Origin of the sequence: Aestuariivirga sp. (assembly GCF_046294715.1) — a bacterium.
In the GTDB taxonomy this organism is placed as follows: domain Bacteria; phylum Pseudomonadota; class Alphaproteobacteria; order Rhizobiales; family Aestuariivirgaceae; genus Aestuariivirga.
Genome location: NZ_JBKBKI010000031.1, coordinates 1 through 17,901, shown reverse-complemented (window position 1 = coordinate 17,901; position 17,901 = coordinate 1). Strand labels below are relative to the sequence as shown.

The following is a 17,901-nucleotide window of genomic DNA, read 5'->3' as shown; positions in this document are numbered from 1 at the left end:
CGTTGTACGGCGGCGGGTGAAGGATGGTTCAGCGGACGTGGGACACGCGGAGAGACCTCCTCAGCCCGCCCCCTCCCCCTCTGGGGGAGAGGATAAAAGCGAGGGGGTGGCGGCTGGCTACTCCCGTTGCAAATCCGGCGGCGTCGCCTCGTCCTTGAGCGCGCCGATCGCTGCGTCGAGGCTCATGGGCGTCTGGTTCTGCGAGCCGAGACGGCGGATGTTCACCGCCCGCTCATCCATCTCGCGCTTGCCCACCACGAGGATCACCGGCACCTTCTGCACGGAGTGTTCGCGGACCTTGTAGTTGATCTTCTCGTTGCGGAGATCGGCTTCGGCGCGAAGGCCGGCCTTGCGCAGCATGTCGCGCACCTCGAGGGCGTAGGAGTCGCTCTCGGAGGTGATCGTCGCCACCACCACCTGCGTGGGCGCGAGCCAGAGCGGGAAGTGGCCGGCGAAATGCTCGATCAGAATGCCGAGGAAGCGCTCCATCGAACCGCAGATGGCGCGGTGGATCATCACCGGCACCTTCTTCTCGCCGTCCGCACCGATGTAGAAGGCGCCGAAGCGTTCAGGCAGGTTGAAGTCGACCTGCGTCGTGCCGCACTGCCAGTCGCGCCCGATCGCGTCACGCAGCACGTATTCGAACTTGGGGCCGTAGAAGGCGCCCTCGCCCGGGTTCACCGCCGTCTTGATCTTGCCGCCGGAGTCCGCGGCGATCTGCTCCAGCACCTTCGACATGATGCTCTCGGCGCGGTCCCAAGCCTCGTCCGAGCCGACGCGCTTCTCGGGGCGCGTCGAGAGCTTCACCACGATCTGCTCGAAGCCGAAGTCCTTGTAGGTGGAAAGAATCAGATCGTTGATCTTGAGGCACTCCTCCGCCATCTGGTCTTCGGTACAGAAGACGTGCGCGTCGTCCTGGGTGAAGCCGCGCACGCGCATGAGGCCATGCAGCGCGCCTGACGGCTCGTAGCGGTGGACGTTGCCGAACTCGGCCAGCCTGAGCGGCAGCTCACGGTAGGAGCGCAGCCCGTGCTTGAAGATCTGCACGTGGCCGGGGCAGTTCATCGGCTTGATGGCGAAGACCTGGTCATCATCCGTCGTCTCGCCCGCCGAGGTGGCGGCGAACATCGCCTCCTTGTACCAGCCCCAGTGGCCCGAGGTTTCCCACAGCGACTTGTCGAGAAGCTGCGGCGCGTTCACCTCGTCATAGCCGAGCTTCGAGAGGCGGCGGCGCATGTAGGCGATGAGCTGCTGGAACATCGTCCAGCCCTTGGCGTGCCAGAACACGACGCCCGGCCCCTCCTCCTGGAAATGGAAGAGATCCATCTCGCGGCCGAGCTTGCGGTGGTCGCGCTTCTCGGCTTCCTCCAGCGCGTGGAGGTAGGCCTTGAGATCGGCCTCGCTGGCCCAGGCGGTGCCGTAGATGCGCGTCAGCATCGGGTTCTTCGAGTCGCCCCGCCAATAGGCGCCCGCCACCTTCATGAGCTTGAAGGCGTTGCCGATCTTGCCGGTCGAGGTCATGTGGGGGCCGCGGCACAGGTCGGACCAGCCGCCCTGGTCGTAGAACTTGATCTCCTGGCCTTCGGGAATGGCGTCGACCAGCTCGACCTTGAACAGCTCGCCCTTCTGACGGAAGAAGGCCTTGGCCTCCTCGCGCGTCTTCGTGGTCTTGGTGAAGGGCTTGTCGCGCTGGATGATCTCCCGCATCTTCTTCTCGATCGCGGCGAAATCCTCGGTGGTGAAAGGCTCGTTGCGGAAGAAGTCGTAATAGAAGCCGTTCTCGATCACGGGGCCGATCGTCACCTGCGTGCCGGGGAAGAGCTCCTGCACGGCCTCGGCCAGCACATGCGCGCAATCGTGGCGGATGAGCTCGAGCGATTCCGGATCATCCCGCGTCAGAATGCGGAGTGTGGCATCGGCGGTGATGGGGTCGGCGAGGTCCACCATCCGGCCGTTCACGACGGCGGCGACGGCCTTCTTCTCGAGAGACTTGGAGATTGATGCCGCCACGTCGCGGGCGGAAACCCCTGGATTGGCCTGGCGCTTGGCGCCATCGGGGAAGGTCAAGGTGATCATGTGTGCCTCCTGCTCACTCCCGCCAACGCGTGCGGGTAAGCGAAATCAATAGTTTAGATTAGCAGGCGGGCTTTAAAGACTGGCTCGCCGCCGGTCAAGTGCAAGGTCAGCTTCCCGCAATGCCGGCATGCGACAGGAAGAGGGGCGGCCGATCCCCGCTTGCGAACGAATTCATGATGAACAGGGCCAAACTTCTCGCTTTCCTCGTCATCCTGGCCTGCCCAACGCCTGCCCGCGCGGAGGAGATCGTCATTCCCGTGCCGCGCGACTGGTCCGGTTTCCACGTCGGCTTGAATGCGGGCTACGCGCTGGGGGAGCATGCACAGGAGAGCAGTGCCGGCAATTCCGACGGGCACCGGCTCGACGGCGGGCTGGCCGGGCTCCAGCTCGGCCATGACTGGTATGCAGGCGACATTCTGATCGGCGCGGAGGCCGACTTCCAGTTCGCCGACATCGCCGGGGAATTCGCCACGGAGGAAGGCGGCTGGAGCTGCATGCCCGGGAACGAAGGAATCGGCTGCGCCAGCCAGGTGGACTGGTTCGGAACGGCGCGGCTCAGGGCCGGCTACCCCGCCGGCAGCGTCCTTGCCTATCTTACCGGCGGCCTCGCCTACGGCAGTCTTGCCAGCGAGTTCAAGGATGAGGGTCCGGACTGGCAGGTCGAAGACGTCGTGCTGGGCTGGTCGGCGGGTGCGGGCCTCGAGATCGCCCACTCGGCCACCATGTCGACCAGGATCGAATATCTCTACACGGACCTCGGCGCCACCCTGCGCAAGGGAGACTATGATTTCGGCGCCTCCGCGGGCTTCAGCAGCCTGCGGGTGGGGCTGAACTATGCCTTCGGCGCCGCGGCGGCGGGGCGTCTGATCGCCGAGGATGCAGCGGCGGCAGAGCCGCGCGGCTGGGGCGGGTTCCGCGCCGGGATCACGGGCGGCTATGCCCGCGGCGACCAGGTCATGAGCGACGAATTCGGCGGCTCATCCGGGGAGCAGCGCCTCGCCGGGGCGGCGACCGGCGTGCTGGCCGGCTACGACTTGCAGTTCGGCCCGCTGGTGATCGGCGCGGCGGCGGATTTCCAGTTCGCCAATCTCGAAGGACTCTTCAACAGCGGGGAAAAGTGGAGCTGCCTCGACTCTGGCTGCCGGACGACGGTCGACTGGTTTGCCACCGCGCGGCTTCGCGCCGGCCTCGCCTCGGACAGGCTGCTCGCCTATGTGACGGGCGGCGGTGCCACGGCGGCCATCGCGAGCGACATCATCGAGCTCGGCGCGGATTGGCGGATCAGGGACCGGCAGCTCGGCTGGGCCGCCGGCGCCGGCATCGAATATGCACTGAGCGAAAGAGTGTCTGCCGAGGCGCAGTATCTCTGGATCGACCTCGGCACCACGCCTGCGTCCGGCATCGACGATTCCGAAGTCTCGGCCGAATTCGGCCTCACCCGGCTGGGCCTCAACTATGCATTCTGATGCGAATGGAACGGGTCGGTAACCACCGGCTAACCCTTTCATAAGAGGGAGTTAACTCGAAAGTTGCAGAATTCACCAGGATTTGCATCAAACTATCGAGGTCTCTCCCATGAAAGCCGCTCTCATCCCCCTCGCCCTTCTGGCCTTCGCGGCCGCGCCGTCATCTTCCTCGCTTGCGGCCGACCTCGAGCCGCCTCCGGAACTGAGGCCGTCCACCTATGACCTGAACGTGGGCGTCTTCGCTGCTGGGAGCGCGCTCGACAGCAACTATGTGAACGTCTGCCCCTGCAGCCACGAGCACGATCTCCACGGCACCGGCTTTGGCATCGGCGCGCGCGCCGGCATCGACTATGTGGCGGACGGCTGGGTGGTGGGCCTCGTCGGCGACTGGACCTTCGGCGGCGACATCGCCGAGAACGATCATGACGGCGACGACGCCTCGCTGAACATGAACCATCTCGCCACGCTGCGCGCCCGCGCGGGCGTGAGCAATGGAGGCGCGCTGCTCTATGTCACGGGCGGCTTCGCCGCGGCCCAGATGGAACTCGGCCTCGACGTGCCGGTAAGCGCCCATGCCATCGAATCCGACGAGGATGCCCAGTGGACCTATGGCTGGACCGTCGGCGCGGGCATCGACTATTTCGTCACCGAGAGCGTCTCGCTCGGCCTCGAATATCTCTACCTGCGCCTCGATGATGTCGAATACGGCATGGTGGAGGGGGCAGCGGCCGCGTATGATGGGGAGGTTAGCCTCGAACTCGACGGCATGCACACGTTGCGCCTGGGCCTGAACTACGCGTTCAGCCTTTAGCCTCCTCCGCTTTCTTCTCCTTCATGCGCCAGACCGGGCCGGCATAGACCTCGGGAACGGGGTCGAAGCCGGACTGGCCCCAGGGATGGCAGCGGCAGACGCGCGCGAAGCCGAGCGCCACGCCGCGCGCCGCCCCATGCCGGCGGATCGCCTCCGCCGCATAGTCCGAGCAGGTCGGGAGGTAACGGCAGCGGCGGCCGATGAAGGCCGAGAGCGTCAGCTGATAGGTGCGGATCAAGGCGAGAAGGACGGTTTTCATGGCGCGCGCGACAGCATATAGGACGCCCCATGAAGAATGCACAGCCCGATATCCTCTTCGTCATGGCCGACCAGCTGGCGGCCCAGTTCCTCCCGTTCCACGGCCATCCGCTGGTGCAGGCGCCCAACCTCTCGCGGCTGGCGCGGGAAGGTGTCGTATTCGAAAACTGCTATACGACGAGCCCGCTCTGCGCGCCCGCCCGCGCTACCGTGATGAACGGCCTCCTGCCCTCGCGCACCGGCGTCTACGACAATGCGGCGGAGTTTCCCTCCTCGATTCCGACCTGGGCGCACTACCTGCGGCTCGCCGGCTACAAGACGTGCCTTTCCGGCAAGATGCATTTCGTCGGGCCAGACCAGCTGCACGGCCTCGAGGAGCGGCTGACGACAGACATCTATCCCGCCGATTTCGGCTGGACGCCAGACTGGCGTCTCCGCCAGGAGCGCATCGACTGGTGGTACCACAACATGACCTCGGTGCTGCAGCCCGGCATTGCCGAGATCACCAACCAGCTCGAATTCGACGACGAAGTGGCCTTCCTCGCCATCCGCAAGATCTACGACTACGTGCGCTTCGAGCCGGAGAAACCCTTCTGCCTGATGGCTTCCTTCACCCACCCGCATGACCCATACGCGGCGCGGAGGAAATTCTGGGACCTCTACCGCGGCGAGGACATCGACCTGCCAAAGGTGCCGCGCATGGAGAGAGCCGCGCTCGACCCGCACAGCCAGCGCCTCTACGACGTCTCCGCCATGGACGACTACACGGTGACCGAGGCGGACCTCCGCGCGGCGCGGCACGGCTATTACGCCAACATCTCCTATGTCGACGATCTCCTCGGCCAGATGATCCGCGCGCTCGAGGCGACGGGGCGGCTCGACAACACGGTGATCGTCTTCACCTCCGACCACGGGGATTTCCTGGGCGAGAGGGGCCTGTGGTACAAGATGTCCTATCTCGAACCTTCGGCCCATGTTCCGTTCCTCGTGTGGTCGCCGAAGCGCTTCGCCGCGCGGCGGGTGAAGGAGCCCGTCACCATCGCCGACATCCTGCCCACCCTCACGGCGATCGCCAATGACGGTGTCGCGACGCTGGCAAGGCCGGTGGACGGCCGCTCGCTCTACCCCCTGCTGATCGGCGGCATGGAGGACCCGGACGGCACCGCATGGGGCGAATACCTGGCCGAAGGCGCCATCGCCCCCCTCTACATGCTGAGGCGCGGGCCGTGGAAATTCATTCACTCGCCTGCCGACCCCGACCAGCTCTTCAACCTCGGTGACGACCCGCTGGAACTCGTCAATCTCGCACCCTCGCACCCCTTGGCTGCGAAGTTCCGCGCGGAGGTGGAGGCGAAGTTCGATATCCCGCGCATCCATTCGCAAGTGCTGGAAAGCCAGCAGTCGCGGCTGATGATGTTCGAGGCGCTGAAGCGCGGGCACCATTTCCCGTGGGACTTCCAGCCGCTCCGCGACGCCTCCGAGCAATACACGCGCAACCACATGAGCGTCACCGACCGCGATCTCAAGTCGCGCTTTCCCCATGCGCCGGACATTGAGGACAAAAGAAGGAGATAGTCGCCCGGCGGTACATGGTGCCCGCCCGCGCGCGGTGTTAGCCTCGAACCGTTGCCGGGGAGGAAACCATGCCGCTACAGGTCATCGGCGCCGGTGTCGGGCGCACCGGAACATACTCTCTCAAGCTCGCGCTGGAACGGCTGGGTCTTGGTCCAACCCACCACATGGAAGAGGTGATCAAGGACCCGCCCCGCCATGTGCCGGGCTGGCATGCGGCAGCCCTCGGCAAGGTGGATTGGGACGTTCTCTACGAAGGCTATGGTTCCGCCGTCGACTGGCCCACCGCCTCCTTCTGGAAGGAACTCTCCGAGGAATATCCGGAGGCCAAGGTCGTGCTCTCGACCCGCAGCCCTGAGAGCTGGCATGACAGCTTCTCCGAGACCATTCACAAGCTGATGGGCGGGGCGGATCAGGCGCCCCCGCACATGAAGCCCTTCCTGGAGATGGCGGCCGCCGTTTTGGGCAAGGCGGGCTTCTCGGGCAAGACCTCGCGCGAGGAGCTGATCGCGGCCTTCAACGCCCACAACGACGCGGTGAAGGAAGGGGTGCCATCCGGCCGGCTGCTGGTCTACGAGGTGCGGGACGGCTGGGAGCCGCTTTGCGACTTCCTCGGCTGCGACGTTCCAGACGAGCCTTTCCCGCGATCCAACAACCGCGAGGATTTCTGGGACAGGATCAAGAACGGCGGGCGCTAGAGTGGATGATGTGAGGCGAACTCACTTTTCCTTTTCTTCTTGCCGTCGCCCCGGCGCGGGGCGGGGGTCAGATTTTGGCTGCCTGACGGTTTGACACATGAGCTGGATTCCGGCGCTCGCCGGAATGACGGCATGGCGACGTCTCGGGAGCCGTCGTGATCATTCCGCTTTAGCGCTTTTTCCTATCGACCCTCGCCGCGCTCGCGCCGGAGCTTCGCCCAGTAGTCAAGCCGGCGCTTCACCTCGCGCTCGAAGCCGCGCTCGACGGGCTCGTAGTAGCTCTCGCGGCCCATTCCATCCGGGAAATAGTTCTGGCCGGAGAAGGCATCGGGCTGGTCATGGTCGTAGCGGTAGCCAGCGCCATAATCCTGCTGCTTCATGAGCTTCGTGGGCGCGTTGAGGATGATCTTGGGCGGCATCAGGGAGCCCGTCTGGCTTGCCCGCTCCATCGCCCCCTTGAACGCCTTGTAGACCGCGTTGGACTTGGGCGCCGTCGCCACATAGACCACGGCCTGGGCGATGGCGAGTTCGCCCTCCGGGCTGCCGAGAAAGTCATAGGTGTCCTTGGCGGCGAGCGCCTGGTGCACCGCTTCCGGATCGGCGAGCCCCACATCCTCGATCGCCATGCGGACGACGCGCCTGGCGATGAAGAGCGGGTCTTCTCCCGCCACGAACATGCGGGCGAGGTAATAGAGCGCTGCGTCGGGGTCCGACCCGCGCACCGACTTGTGGAGCGCGGAGATCAGGTTGTAATGGCCGTCCGCCGCCTTGTCGTAGAGCGGCAGTCGCTTCTGAACGGTGCGCGCGAGCGTCTCCGGCGTGAGCGGCTCGCCGCCCTCCGGCACCGCCGCGAACACCTCCTCCAGCATGTTGAGGAAATAGCGGCCGTCGCCGTCGGCCATGCCGATCATCGCCTCGCGCGCTTCGGGCTTGGCGGGAAGTGCGCGGCGCTCGAAGACCTCGGCGCGGCGCACCAGCGCCTGCATGGCGTCGGCGTCGAGCCGGTTCAGCACCAGCACCTGGGCGCGCGAAAGGAGCGCGCCGTTCAGCTCGAAGGACGGGTTTTCGGTGGTGGCACCCACCAGGATGATGGTGCCATCCTCCACGTAGGGCAGGAAGGAATCCTGCTGGGACTTGTTGAAGCGGTGGATCTCGTCGACGAAGAGCAGCGTGCCCCTGCCCTGCTCGCGCCGGATGCGCGCCTGTTCGAACACCTTCTTGAGGTCGGCCACGCCCGAGAAGATCGCCGAGATCTGCTCGAAGGCGAGCCCCGTCTCCCCCGCGAGCAGCCGCGCGATCGTCGTCTTGCCGGTGCCGGGCGGGCCCCAGAGGATGATCGAGGGGATGCGGCCGGCCGCCAGCATGCGCGTGATGACGCCCTCCGCCCCGACCAGATGGTCCTGGCCCACCACGTCCGAGAGCTTCTGCGGGCGAAGCCTGTCCGCCAGGGGGCGGGGCGCCTCCTTGCCGAAGCCCGCCGCCTCGAACAGGCTGGACATCAGCCGCCGATGGCGAGCTTGATCACCCGTCCCCCGCGGTTCACCGCGATACGCCAGAGGCCTTCGTTCGCCTCGAGCACGGTGGTGAGCGTTTCGACGCTGTCGATCTCCGTTCCGTTCACCTGGAGGATCACGTCGCCGCGCCTGAAAAAGCGCTGGGCGGGCCCGCGCTCCACCTTGGCGATGACCACGCCGGTCAGCTCGGAGGGAAGGCCCAGCTCATCCGAGACGGCGGGCGAGAGATTGGCGGCGGTGGCGCCGGCGAGCGGATTGGGCCCCTTGATCAGCGTGTCCTGCCGGTCCACCGTCTCGGGCGCCGCCACCATGGTGACCTTGGTTTCGCGGCGCTCGCCCTTGCGCTGGTATTCCACGATGGTGCTGGCGCCGATCGCCGTGGTGGCGGCGCGGTAGCCGAGTTCCTGGGCGTTCTCCACCGGCTTGCCCTCGATGGCGAGGATCACGTCGCCCCGTTTCACGCCGGCCTTGGCGAGCGGGCTTTCGGGATGAAGGCCGACGACGAGTGCCCCTTCCGGCCGCGCCATGCCGAGCGACTGGGCGATGTCCGGTGTCACGTCCTGAATCTCGACGCCGAGCCACGGCCGCCGGATTGCGTCGCTGCCGCTCTCTGCGGTGGCGACCACGGTGCGCACCATGTTGGTGGGGATGGCGAAGCCGATGCCGATCGAGCCGCCGCTCCGCGAGAAGATGGCGGTGTTGATGCCGATGAGCTCGCCCTTCATGTTGACGAGCGCCCCGCCGGAATTGCCGGGATTGATGGCAGCATCCGTCTGGATGAAGAACTGGTAGTCGCTGACGCCCACCTTGGTGCGGGCGAGTGCGGAGACGATGCCGCTCGTCACTGTCTGGCCGACGCCGAACGGGTTGCCGATGGCGAGCACGAGATCGCCCACCTCGAGCGCGTCGGAATCGCCAAGGCCCAAGGCGGGAAGCTCCTCGTCGGGCACGTCGATCTTCAGGACGGCCAGGTCGGTGCGCTCATCGGTCAGCAGCACCTTGGCCTCGAATTCCCGCCGGTCAGCCAGCACCACCTTGATGTCCGTTCCGTTCGCCACGACGTGGTTGTTGGTGACGATGAGGCCGGACGGATCGACCAGCACGCCGGAACCAAGCGAGTTCTGTACCCGCTCGCGCGGCCGGCCGAAGCTGCCGTCGTCTCCGAAGAAGCGGCGGAAGAACGGATCGTCGAAGAAGCGGTTGCCTTGCTGGGAGACGGCGATCCGCTGCGCGAAGACGTTGACGACGGCGGGCGCCGTGCGCTTGACGACGGGCGCGAAGGAGAGCTCGACCGCGGCGGCGGATTCCGGCACGGCTTTCTCCGCCCGGGCGAGCGGGCCCGCCATGAACAGAAGCAGGGCGGACAGGATGGTGGTGGCAAAACGCATGGGACTCCTTATCGGGGCGCTTGTGCGCCCTATCTGCGATCAAGCTTTGTCGACAAAATGACCGATGTCTCGATCCGCGTGACGCCGGGGATCTGGCCCATGTCGTCGATCAGCCGGTCCATGGCCTCGGAGGAGGCCGTCTTCACCTGGGCGATCAGGTCGAACTTGCCGCTCAGCGTGTGCAGCGTCTCGATCTGGGGGAAGCGCGCCAGGACGCGCCCCACCTCGATCTGGCGGCGCGGCTCGACGGACAGCGTTACGAAGGCGCGCATGCCGCCCTGGTCCATCTCGCGCGAGAGCTTGACGGAATAGCCGGCGATGACGCCCGTCTCCTCGAGCCGCCGCAACCGGTCCTGCACCGTGGTGCGCGACAGGCCGAGCTTGCGGGCAAGCGAGGCAACGGGCTCGCGCGAATCGGCCTTGAGCAGAGCGATGAGTTCCTCATCCTTGGCGGTGACCTGTATCATACGTCGATCTGCAGTCCAATTTCGTCAATCGGCCGACTCAGCCGTCACATTTCAGCACAATGCCGTGTGTAATCCAACAGGACCGAACGTTAAGTGACGCGGCACGTTATTCCACCCCGACCGGAGGTAATCCCCATGGCCCAGCCTGCCCTGAACATCGTCTCCGCCCCCTTCTACGCCGACGCGCTTGACGTGGCGAAGGTGATGCAGCCGGAAGAGGCGGTGTTCTGCTTCAGCGCCGACAGGCTGAAGGAGCGGCTGGTCCGCTTCACGGCGGGCTTTCCCGGCAAGGTGAGCTTCGCGGTGAAATCCAATCCCTCGCGGGAGGTGGTGACGGCACTCGCCGAGGCGGGCCTCACCCACTGGGATGTCGCCTCCGTGCAGGAGATGGCGCTCGTGCATTCGGTGCAGCCAAACGCCCATTTCCACTACCACAACCCGGTGAAGTCGCGCCGCGAGATACACAACGCCTATCACAAGTTCGGCTGCCGCCGCTTCGCGGTGGACGCCCGCGAGGAAGTGGCGAAGGTTGCCGAGATCGTCGGCGAGGACCGCTCGGTGGAACTCGCCGTGCGCTTCGTGCTGCCGCGCGAGCGCGCCTCCTCGGCGCATGACTTCTCCACCAAGTTCGGGGCGCCCGAGCACATCGCCATCGAGCTCCTGCAGGACATCGCCCGCCGCGGCTTCGTTCCGGTGCTGACCTTCCACCCCGGCTCGCAGTCGCGCGATCCGCAGGTCTATGTACGCCACATCGAGGCGGCGCACCGCATCGCGCGTGCGGCGGGCGTGCATGTCGGCAAGCTCAACGTGGGCGGCGGCTTCCCCGCGAGCTATCCCCTGAGCCGTCCCGCCCCGCTCGAGGTGTTCTTTGCCAGCATCGCCGAGGCGGTGACACGAAGCTTCGGCAAGGGTACCGAGCCGGAGCTCGAGTGCGAGCCGGGGCGCGGCCTCGTCGCCAACTCCATGTCGCTGCTGACGCGCATCAAGCTCGTCTGCTCGGACGGCGACGACCTCTTCCTCAACGACGGCATCTATGGCGGGCTCATGGAGTTCATGCAGGTGCCGGAGCTGCAGCCGCCGTTCCGCGTGATCCGCGACGGCCGCCTGGTGGAAGGTCCCAGAAAGCCCTGGAAGGTCTTCGGCCCCACCTGCGACCCGCTCGACGTGCTGCCCGCCAAGCTCGACCTGCCTGTCGGCATCAGGGACGAGGATTACATCGAATTCGGCACGCTGGGCGCCTATGGCATCGCCACCGCCACCATGTTCAACGGCTATGGCGACCACGCGGTGATCCCGGTGGGCGAGGTGTTCAACGGCTGATCAGTTGAGGATGGCGTTCTTGACGGCGATGGCCACGGCCTGGGTCTTGGTCTTGGCGCGCAGCTTGCTCATCGCCTTGCTGGAATAGAGATTGACGGCACTCTCGCTCAGCCCGAGGAGCTGCGCCGTCTCCCACGCCGTCTTGCCTTCCGCCGCCCATTGCAGCACCTCGCGCTCGCGCGGGCTCAGGTCGAATTCGGCGCTCACCGGGCGCGCCGCCAGCACGTTCTTCATGCGCAGGTGATAGTAATGCGCGAAGAGGTGGATGCTGTTGACGAGCTCCTGGCGGAGCTTCTCCCACAGCCGGTCGTCGCATTCGAAGTTGATCGAGAACATCGCATCCCCCACCCCGGGATCACGGATCGGGATCGAGATGCCGTGGCGCCCCACGCCGAACTGTTCGGCCGTCTCGTGGATGTGCTGCACCGACTCGTCGCTGTTGCGCAGCTGCGCCCAGTCGAGCGGCAGCAGGGTGCGGAAGCAGATCTGGAAGGCGCGGTCCTTCAGCGGCGAATATTCACGCATGTAGATGGCCATGTAGCTCTCGTCATAGGTCGAGAGCCACGTCATCCGGTCCGGCAGGTCGTTCGAGGCGCCGAGAAACCAGTAGGAGAGATTGAGCACGCCGAACCGGTCACGCGCCATGCGCAGGAAATCCGCCGACTCGCGGGAGTCGGCGAAAGGCTCCTGGGTTGCGCTGAAGATGTCGAACCGGTTCATCATCGAATGCGGGAATCATTAACCACTTTGAAGAAGCCATGCTAGCGGCCAGAAATGAAACCCGGTTCAAGCAAGCCCCTCGATTTTTAGCCACCTTCCCTAAGGGCAGCAACGGCAAAATAAAAGAGGCAGCATCGCTGCTGCCTCTTGAAAACGTTGGCGGAAGCAGGTGCCGTCAGGCGGCCTGCTCGGTCTCCTCAGCCGCTTGCTGGGTGGGGCCGGAATCCTGGCCGCGGGCATTCACGTCGCGGTCGACGAACTCGATCACCGCCATCGGCGCCTGGTCGCCATAGCGGAAGCCCGCCTTCATGATGCGGAGATAGCCGCCGTTGCGGCCCTCGTAGCGTTTGGCCAGCACGTCGAACAGCTTCTTCAGCTGCGTCTCGTCCCTGAGCTGGGCCATGGCCATGCGGCGGGAGTGAAGACTGCCCTTCTTGGCCAGCGTCACCAGCTTCTCGACGACGGGGCGAAGGTCCTTCGCCTTGGGCAGCGTCGTGACGATCTGCTCATGCTTGATCAACGCCGCGGACATGTTGGCGAACATCGCCTCGCGATGCTCCGCCGTGCGGTTGAACCGGCGGCCCCTGAAACCATGACGCATAACCGTTCTCCTTCAATGCCGGCGCGGGACTTAGCGCGCGCCGCTCCTGTTCTCAATAGTGTTGTTCGTATTTCTTGGCGAGCTCTTCGATGTTCTCGGGGGGCCAGTTCGGCACTTCCATGCCGAGATGGAGGCCCATCTGGGCGAGAACTTCCTTGATCTCGTTGAGCGACTTGCGGCCGAAGTTCGGCGTGCGCAGCATCTCGGCTTCCGTCTTCTGGATCAGGTCGCCGATGTAGACGATGTTGTCGTTCTTCAGGCAGTTGGCCGAGCGCACCGAAAGCTCCAGTTCGTCCACCTTCTTGAGAAGCGCGGCGTTGAACTCGAGCTCGGGGCGGGCCTCCTCGATCACGGCCTTGGAGGGCTCAGAGAAGTTGATGAACACCGAGAGCTGGTCCTGCAGGATGCGCGCCGCATAGGCCACCGCGTCCTCAGGGCTCACCGAACCGTCGGTCTCGACGGTCATGATGAGCTTGTCATAGTCGAGGATCTGGCCCTCGCGGGTGTTCTCGATCTTGAAGGAGACGCGCTTCACCGGGCTGTAGATCGAATCGACCGGGATCAGGCCGATGGGCGCATCCTCGGGGCGGTTGCGTTCGGCCGAGACATAGCCCTTGCCGGTCGCCACGGTGAACTCGATGCGGATCTCCGCACCCTCGTCGAGCGTGCAGATGACGTGCTCGGGGTTCAGGATCTGGATGTCGCCGGTGGTCTGGATGTCGCCGGCGCGGACGACGCCCGGGCCTTCCTTGCGCAGCATCAGGCGCTTCGGACCCTCGCCCTGCATGCCGAGAGCGATTTCCTTGATGTTGAGGATCATGTCCGTCACGTCCTCGCGCACGCCGGCAATCGAGGAGAATTCGTGCAGCACGCCGTCGATGTGGACGGAGGTCACGGCCGCGCCCTGGAGCGAGGACAGCAGCACACGGCGAAGCGCGTTGCCGAGCGTGGTGCCGAATCCGCGCTCGAGCGGTTCGGCGACGAAGGTCGCCACCCGGCGGCGGTCACGGCCCGGCTGGACGTCGAGCTTCGACGGACGGATCAATTCCTGCCAGTTCTTCTGGTTCACTTGCATCTCGTGTGCTTCCTGTCGAAAATCCGGCTCCCCCGGTCAGGGGAGCCACTTTTCACAAAGATATCGATGAACCGCACGGAAAAATGCGGGCGGCGGCGGCCACGCCGGTCAGACGCGGCGGCGCTTCGGCGGACGGCAGCCGTTGTGCGGAATGGGCGTCACGTCGCGGATCGACGTCACCTGCAGGCCACAGGCCTGCAGCGCGCGGAGAGCGGACTCGCGGCCGGCACCCGGGCCCGAAACCTCGACCTCGACCGTGCGCATGCCATGTTCCATGGCGGCGCGGCCCACCTGCTCGGCGGCGACCTGCGCAGCATAGGGGGTCGACTTGCGCGAACCCTTGAAACCGAGCTTGCCGGCCGAGGCCCAGACGATGGCGTTGCCCTGGACGTCGGTGATGGTGATCATCGTGTTATTGAACGACGAGTTCACGTGGACGACGCCGGAGGAGATGTTCTTGCGCTCTTTGCGGCGCGGACGTTGAGCTTCCTTAGCCATGTTCTTTCAGCCTTTACTTCTTCTTGCCGGCGATCGCCTTGGCGGGACCCTTGCGGGTGCGGGCGTTGGTGTGGGTGCGCTGGCCGCGCACGGGCAGGCCCTTGCGGTGGCGAAGGCCGCGGTAGCAGCCGAGGTCGACGAGGCGCTTGATGTTGATCGACACCTCGCGGCGCAGGTCGCCCTCCACCACGTAATCACGGTCGATCACCTCGCGGATCGCCAGCACCTCGGCGTCCGACAGCTCGTTGACGCGCTTGGTAGGGTCGATCTTGGTCTTGTCGCAGATCTCGACCGCGTTGACCGGACCGATGCCGAAGATGTAGCGCAGCGAGATCGCCACGGGCTTGTTGGTCGGAATGTTGACGCCTGCAATACGGGCCACGCCTGTTCTCCTAATCACCTCAGTGGCTTGCGCCACCGGCTTCGTAATTTTGTTTCCGTGCTTCGACCGGCCGCCTGCAAAGGCATGAGGCCGTACCTCAAGGGGGCCACCCCCTGAAGCCAGCCTGTCTTCGACCGTGTTTTGCGGTCTATCTAGAGGGGAATCGCTTCCGCGTCAACCTCAAGAAGCCGCAAATCCAAGGCGTCAGACGCCGTTCAGCACGCCCTCGATCTGGCGGGTCACCTCAGAGATGTCCGCCATGCCGTCGATCGACCTCAGCGTTCCGCGCCCGCCATAATACTGCACCAGCGGCGCGGTCTGCTTGTTGTAGACAGCGAGGCGGTCACGGACCGTCTTCTCGTTGTCGTCGGCGCGGCGCGTGAACTGGGTTCCCCCGCACACATCGCACACGCCTGAAACCTTCGGTTGCTCGAACCGGTCGTGGTAGCCCTTGCCGCAGGTGGCGCAGGTGTACCGCCCGGTGATGCGCTCGACGAGCGCCTCGTCGTCGACCTTCATCTCGATCACGGCGTCGAGCTTCAGGCCCTTGCCGGCGAGCATCGCGTCCAGCGCCTCGGCCTGGGCCGTGTTGCGCGGGAAGCCGTCGAGGATGAAACCCTTCTTGACGTCCGGCTGGTCCAGCCGGTCGGCGATGATGCCGACCACGACCGCGTCCGGAACCAGCTCCCCCCGGTCCATGATCTCCTTGGCCCTTCGGCCGGTCTCGGTGCCTGCGGCGACGGCCGCCCGCAGCATGTCGCCCGTCGAGAGCTGCTTCATGCCGTGGCGGTCCTCGATGAGCTTGGCCTGGGTGCCCTTGCCGGCCCCCGGCGGCCCGAGCAGGATGATGTTCACCGCTTGCTCCCCCTGAGCTTCGACTTCTTGATGAGCCCCTCATACTGCTGGGCCAGCAGATGGCCCTGCACCTGGGCCACCGTATCCATGGTGACGCTGACCACGATCAGCAGCGAAGTGCCGCCGAAATAGAAGGGAACGCCCGTGTAGCCGATCAGGAATTCCGGCAGGAGGCAGACCAGCGTCAGGTACAGCGCGCCGATGAGCGTGATGCGGGTGAGCACGTAGTCGATGTATTCCGCCGTCCGCTCGCCCGGCCGGATGCCGGGGATGAAGCCGCCATACTTCTTGAGATTGTCCGCCGTCTCCTTCGGGTTGAACATGATGGACGTGTAGAAGAAGGCGAAGAAGATGATGAGGGCGGCGTAGAGCACCAGGAACAGCGGCTGCCCGTGGCCCAGCATGGCGGTGAGGGTGTTGAGCCAGTCCGGACCCTGCCCCTGGCTGAAATTGGCGACCGTGATCGGCAGCAGCAGCAGCGAGGAGGCGAAGATCGGCGGAATGACGCCCGAGGTGTTGAGCTTCAGGGGCATGTGCGAGCTTTCGCCCTGGAACATCTTGTTCCCCACCTGCCGCTTCGGATACTGGATCAGCAGCCGGCGCTGGGCACGCTCCATGAGCACGATGAAGGCGATCACGGCCACGGCCATGATGATGATGCCGAGGATGACGAAGGTCGAAACCTGGCCGGTGCGGCCGAGCTCGAGGAGGCCCGCGATGCCCGAAGGCAGCCCCGCCACGATGCCGGCGAAGATGATGAGCGAGATCCCGTTGCCGATGCCCCGCGAGGTGATCTGCTCGCCGAGCCACATCAGGAACACCGTGCCGCCCGTCAGCGTGATCACGGTCGAGAGGCGGAAGAACATGCCGGGGTCAGTGACGAGGCCGGCCTGCCCCTCGAGTCCCACGGCGATGCCGTAGGATTGGAGTGCGGCCAGCAGCACCGTTCCGTAGCGCGTGTACTGGTTGATCTTCTTGCGGCCCTGCTCGCCTTCCTTCTTGAGCTGCTCGAGATGCGGCGAGACCGACGTCATCAGCTGGATGATGATCGAGGCCGAGATGTAGGGCATGATGTTGAGGGCGAAGATCGCCATGCGGCCCAGGGCGCCGCCGGCGAGGTTGTTCACCCAGCCCAGGATGCCGCTCGAGTTCTGCGCGGCGAACTTGGCGAGTTCCACGGCATCGATGCCGGGGATCGGGATATAGCTTCCGAGGCGGTAGACGATGAGGGCGCCGAGCGTGAACCAGATTCGCTTCTTCAGGTCTTCCGACTTGGCGAGCGCGCCGAAGTTCAGGTTTGCAGCAAGTTGTTCTGCGGCTGATGCCATTCTCTCGTCCTCGCGCTGAGACAGTGCCCCTATGTGGGGCCCCTGCCCAGTGCCTGCAAGCTTACTTCGCTTCCGGAGCCTTCTCGGCCGGCTTCAGCATCTTCACCGAGCCGCCCGCCTTCTCGACGGCGGCGACGGCGCCGGCCGTCGCATGGTAGACCTCGAAGGTCAGCTTGGACTTCAGTTCGCCCTTGCCGAGCAGCCGCACACCGCCGAGCGGTGCGGAGACGACGCCCGCCGCCACCAGGGCCGCGACCGTCACCGGCTGCGACGCATCGAGCTTCTTGGCATCGACGGCGGCCTGCACGCGCGACAGGTTCACCTCGTTGTATTCCACCGCGTTGGGCTTGTTGAAGCCGCGCTTCGGCAGGCGGCGGTAGATCGGCATCTGACCGCCTTCGAACCCGGCCTTGGCGCCGCCCTTGCGGGCTGTCTGGCCCTTGCCGCCGCGACCCGCGGTCTTGCCGAGTCCCGAGCCGATGCCGCGGCCCACGCGCTTCCTGGCGTGGCGGGCGCCGGGGTTGTCGGCGATCTCATTGAGTTTCATGGCAGGTCTTCCTTATTCCACGACGCGCACGAGGTGCGCGACCTTGGCGATCATGCCGCGCACCGCAGGGGTGTCCTCGAGGGTGGCGGTCTTGTTCATCTTGTTCAGGCCGAGGCCGATCAGCGTGGCGCGCTGGGCGCCGGGGCGGCGCTGCGGGCTCGAGATCTGCTGGACCGTGACGGTCTTCTTGTCATTCGCCATGATCGGTTTCCTTCACTTACTCGGCCACGGCCGCTTCGCCGCCGCTACGGCGGAGCACCTCAGACACCCTCTTTCCGCGGCGCGAGGCGGCGGCGCGCGGGCTCGTCTGCTTCTTCCGCGCGTC

Annotated in this window: 19 protein-coding genes; 5 read left to right on the top strand and 14 right to left on the bottom strand. The window is 65.5% G+C overall.

The window, feature by feature from the left end:
- Positions 1-117: 117 nt before the first annotated feature.
- Positions 118-2,076, bottom strand: a complete 1,959-nt coding sequence (thrS, locus tag ACK4HL_RS16675) for a threonine--tRNA ligase (RefSeq protein WP_409762551.1) — start codon at positions 2,074-2,076, stop codon at positions 118-120.
- Between the two features lie 176 nt (positions 2,077-2,252).
- Between thrS and ACK4HL_RS16670 the strand changes: the two genes are divergently transcribed.
- Both ACK4HL_RS16670 and ACK4HL_RS16665 read left to right on the top strand, forming a co-directional pair.
- A complete protein-coding gene (locus ACK4HL_RS16670; protein WP_409762548.1) occupies positions 2,253-3,542 on the top strand; it encodes an outer membrane protein in 1,290 nt (429 codons plus the stop codon).
- A 109-nt stretch (positions 3,543-3,651) separates the two neighbouring features.
- On the top strand, positions 3,652-4,353 hold the full coding sequence (locus ACK4HL_RS16665) for an outer membrane protein (protein WP_409762545.1): 702 nt from the start codon (positions 3,652-3,654) through the stop codon (positions 4,351-4,353).
- On the opposite strand, the gene yidD is transcribed toward ACK4HL_RS16665, so the two are convergent.
- Positions 4,343-4,612, bottom strand: a complete 270-nt coding sequence (yidD, locus tag ACK4HL_RS16660; RefSeq protein WP_409762542.1) for a membrane protein insertion efficiency factor YidD — start codon at positions 4,610-4,612, stop codon at positions 4,343-4,345. The genes ACK4HL_RS16665 and yidD overlap by 11 nt on opposite strands.
- Before the next feature lie 29 nt (positions 4,613-4,641).
- On the opposite strand from yidD, the gene betC reads away from it, so the two are divergent.
- Both betC and ACK4HL_RS16650 read left to right on the top strand, forming a co-directional pair.
- Positions 4,642-6,186 carry a choline-sulfatase gene (gene betC / locus ACK4HL_RS16655; protein WP_409762539.1) on the top strand — a complete coding sequence of 515 codons (1,545 nt, stop codon included), beginning with the start codon at positions 4,642-4,644 and terminating at the stop codon, positions 6,184-6,186.
- Between the two features lie 68 nt (positions 6,187-6,254).
- Entirely contained in the window at positions 6,255-6,881 is a 627-nt protein-coding gene (locus ACK4HL_RS16650; RefSeq protein WP_409762536.1) for a sulfotransferase family protein, read from the top strand.
- 182 nt (positions 6,882-7,063) lie between these two features.
- Here the strand turns inward: ACK4HL_RS16650 and ACK4HL_RS16645 are convergent, their stop codons facing one another.
- The 3 genes from ACK4HL_RS16645 to ACK4HL_RS16635 are packed head-to-tail and all read right to left on the bottom strand — an operon-like array spanning position 7,064 to position 10,250.
- Positions 7,064-8,380 (bottom strand): replication-associated recombination protein A, encoded by a 1,317-nt coding sequence (locus ACK4HL_RS16645; RefSeq protein ID WP_409762533.1) that lies wholly within the window; start codon positions 8,378-8,380, stop codon positions 7,064-7,066.
- Complete coding sequence (locus ACK4HL_RS16640; protein WP_409762530.1) at positions 8,380-9,783, bottom strand: DegQ family serine endoprotease; 1,404 nt, start codon at positions 9,781-9,783, stop codon at positions 8,380-8,382. The genes ACK4HL_RS16645 and ACK4HL_RS16640 overlap by 1 nt, the downstream gene beginning before the upstream one ends.
- Before the next feature lie 29 nt (positions 9,784-9,812).
- Entirely contained in the window at positions 9,813-10,250 is a 438-nt protein-coding gene (locus ACK4HL_RS16635; protein ID WP_409762527.1) for an Lrp/AsnC family transcriptional regulator, read from the bottom strand.
- Positions 10,251-10,385: 135 nt separating this feature from the next.
- Here ACK4HL_RS16635 and ACK4HL_RS16630 point away from each other — a divergent pair, with 135 nt between their 5' ends.
- Positions 10,386-11,570: a hypothetical protein gene (locus ACK4HL_RS16630; RefSeq protein WP_409762525.1), complete on the top strand. Its 1,185-nt coding sequence runs from the start codon at positions 10,386-10,388 to the stop codon at positions 11,568-11,570.
- On the opposite strand, the gene ACK4HL_RS16625 is transcribed toward ACK4HL_RS16630, so the two are convergent.
- The 9 genes from ACK4HL_RS16625 to rpmD form a co-directional block, all read right to left on the bottom strand.
- Entirely contained in the window at positions 11,571-12,293 is a 723-nt protein-coding gene (locus ACK4HL_RS16625; RefSeq protein WP_409762522.1) for a helix-turn-helix transcriptional regulator, read from the bottom strand. It abuts the gene before it with no gap.
- 172 nt (positions 12,294-12,465) lie between these two features.
- Complete coding sequence (rplQ, locus tag ACK4HL_RS16620) at positions 12,466-12,891, bottom strand: 50S ribosomal protein L17 (protein WP_409762519.1); 426 nt, start codon at positions 12,889-12,891, stop codon at positions 12,466-12,468.
- A gap of 52 nt (positions 12,892-12,943) precedes the next feature.
- Entirely contained in the window at positions 12,944-13,966 is a 1,023-nt protein-coding gene (locus tag ACK4HL_RS16615) for a DNA-directed RNA polymerase subunit alpha (protein WP_409762516.1), read from the bottom strand.
- Between the two features lie 108 nt (positions 13,967-14,074).
- Positions 14,075-14,464 carry a 30S ribosomal protein S11 gene (gene rpsK, locus ACK4HL_RS16610; protein WP_395660345.1) on the bottom strand — a complete coding sequence of 130 codons (390 nt, stop codon included), beginning with the start codon at positions 14,462-14,464 and terminating at the stop codon, positions 14,075-14,077.
- A gap of 13 nt (positions 14,465-14,477) precedes the next feature.
- Positions 14,478-14,846 (bottom strand): 30S ribosomal protein S13, encoded by a 369-nt coding sequence (rpsM, locus tag ACK4HL_RS16605; protein ID WP_409762511.1) that lies wholly within the window; start codon positions 14,844-14,846, stop codon positions 14,478-14,480.
- A gap of 204 nt (positions 14,847-15,050) precedes the next feature.
- Positions 15,051-15,701 carry an adenylate kinase gene (locus ACK4HL_RS16600; RefSeq protein WP_409762508.1) on the bottom strand — a complete coding sequence of 217 codons (651 nt, stop codon included), beginning with the start codon at positions 15,699-15,701 and terminating at the stop codon, positions 15,051-15,053.
- Positions 15,698-17,029 (bottom strand): preprotein translocase subunit SecY, encoded by a 1,332-nt coding sequence (gene secY, locus ACK4HL_RS16595; protein WP_409762505.1) that lies wholly within the window; start codon positions 17,027-17,029, stop codon positions 15,698-15,700. The genes ACK4HL_RS16600 and secY overlap by 4 nt, the downstream gene beginning before the upstream one ends.
- A gap of 61 nt (positions 17,030-17,090) precedes the next feature.
- On the bottom strand, positions 17,091-17,576 hold the full coding sequence (gene rplO, locus ACK4HL_RS16590; RefSeq protein ID WP_409762502.1) for a 50S ribosomal protein L15: 486 nt from the start codon (positions 17,574-17,576) through the stop codon (positions 17,091-17,093).
- Between the two features lie 12 nt (positions 17,577-17,588).
- A complete protein-coding gene (gene rpmD, locus ACK4HL_RS16585; RefSeq protein WP_409762499.1) occupies positions 17,589-17,777 on the bottom strand; it encodes a 50S ribosomal protein L30 in 189 nt (62 codons plus the stop codon).
- Between the last annotated feature and the right edge of the window lie 124 nt (positions 17,778-17,901).

Bases quoted from the DNA above. Each gene is read 5' to 3' on its own strand.
- thrS (WP_409762551.1), bottom strand. From the start codon at position 2,076: ATGATCACCTTGACCTTCCCCGATGGCGCCAAGCGCCAGGCCAATCCA.
- ACK4HL_RS16670 (WP_409762548.1), top strand. From the start codon at position 2,253: ATGAACAGGGCCAAACTTCTCGCTTTCCTCGTCATCCTGGCCTGCCCA.
- ACK4HL_RS16665 (WP_409762545.1), top strand. From the start codon at position 3,652: ATGAAAGCCGCTCTCATCCCCCTCGCCCTTCTGGCCTTCGCGGCCGCG.
- yidD (WP_409762542.1), bottom strand. From the start codon at position 4,612: ATGAAAACCGTCCTTCTCGCCTTGATCCGCACCTATCAGCTGACGCTC.
- betC (WP_409762539.1), top strand. From the start codon at position 4,642: ATGAAGAATGCACAGCCCGATATCCTCTTCGTCATGGCCGACCAGCTG.
- ACK4HL_RS16650 (WP_409762536.1), top strand. From the start codon at position 6,255: ATGCCGCTACAGGTCATCGGCGCCGGTGTCGGGCGCACCGGAACATAC.
- ACK4HL_RS16645 (WP_409762533.1), bottom strand. From the start codon at position 8,380: ATGTCCAGCCTGTTCGAGGCGGCGGGCTTCGGCAAGGAGGCGCCCCGC.
- ACK4HL_RS16640 (WP_409762530.1), bottom strand. From the start codon at position 9,783: ATGCGTTTTGCCACCACCATCCTGTCCGCCCTGCTTCTGTTCATGGCG.
- ACK4HL_RS16635 (WP_409762527.1), bottom strand. From the start codon at position 10,250: ATGATACAGGTCACCGCCAAGGATGAGGAACTCATCGCTCTGCTCAAG.
- ACK4HL_RS16630 (WP_409762525.1), top strand. From the start codon at position 10,386: ATGGCCCAGCCTGCCCTGAACATCGTCTCCGCCCCCTTCTACGCCGAC.
- ACK4HL_RS16625 (WP_409762522.1), bottom strand. From the start codon at position 12,293: ATGATGAACCGGTTCGACATCTTCAGCGCAACCCAGGAGCCTTTCGCC.
- rplQ (WP_409762519.1), bottom strand. From the start codon at position 12,891: ATGCGTCATGGTTTCAGGGGCCGCCGGTTCAACCGCACGGCGGAGCAT.
- ACK4HL_RS16615 (WP_409762516.1), bottom strand. From the start codon at position 13,966: ATGCAAGTGAACCAGAAGAACTGGCAGGAATTGATCCGTCCGTCGAAG.
- rpsK (WP_395660345.1), bottom strand. From the start codon at position 14,464: ATGGCTAAGGAAGCTCAACGTCCGCGCCGCAAAGAGCGCAAGAACATC.
- secY (WP_409762505.1), bottom strand. From the start codon at position 17,029: ATGGCATCAGCCGCAGAACAACTTGCTGCAAACCTGAACTTCGGCGCG.
- rplO (WP_409762502.1), bottom strand. From the start codon at position 17,576: ATGAAACTCAATGAGATCGCCGACAACCCCGGCGCCCGCCACGCCAGG.
- rpmD (WP_409762499.1), bottom strand. From the start codon at position 17,777: ATGGCGAATGACAAGAAGACCGTCACGGTCCAGCAGATCTCGAGCCCG.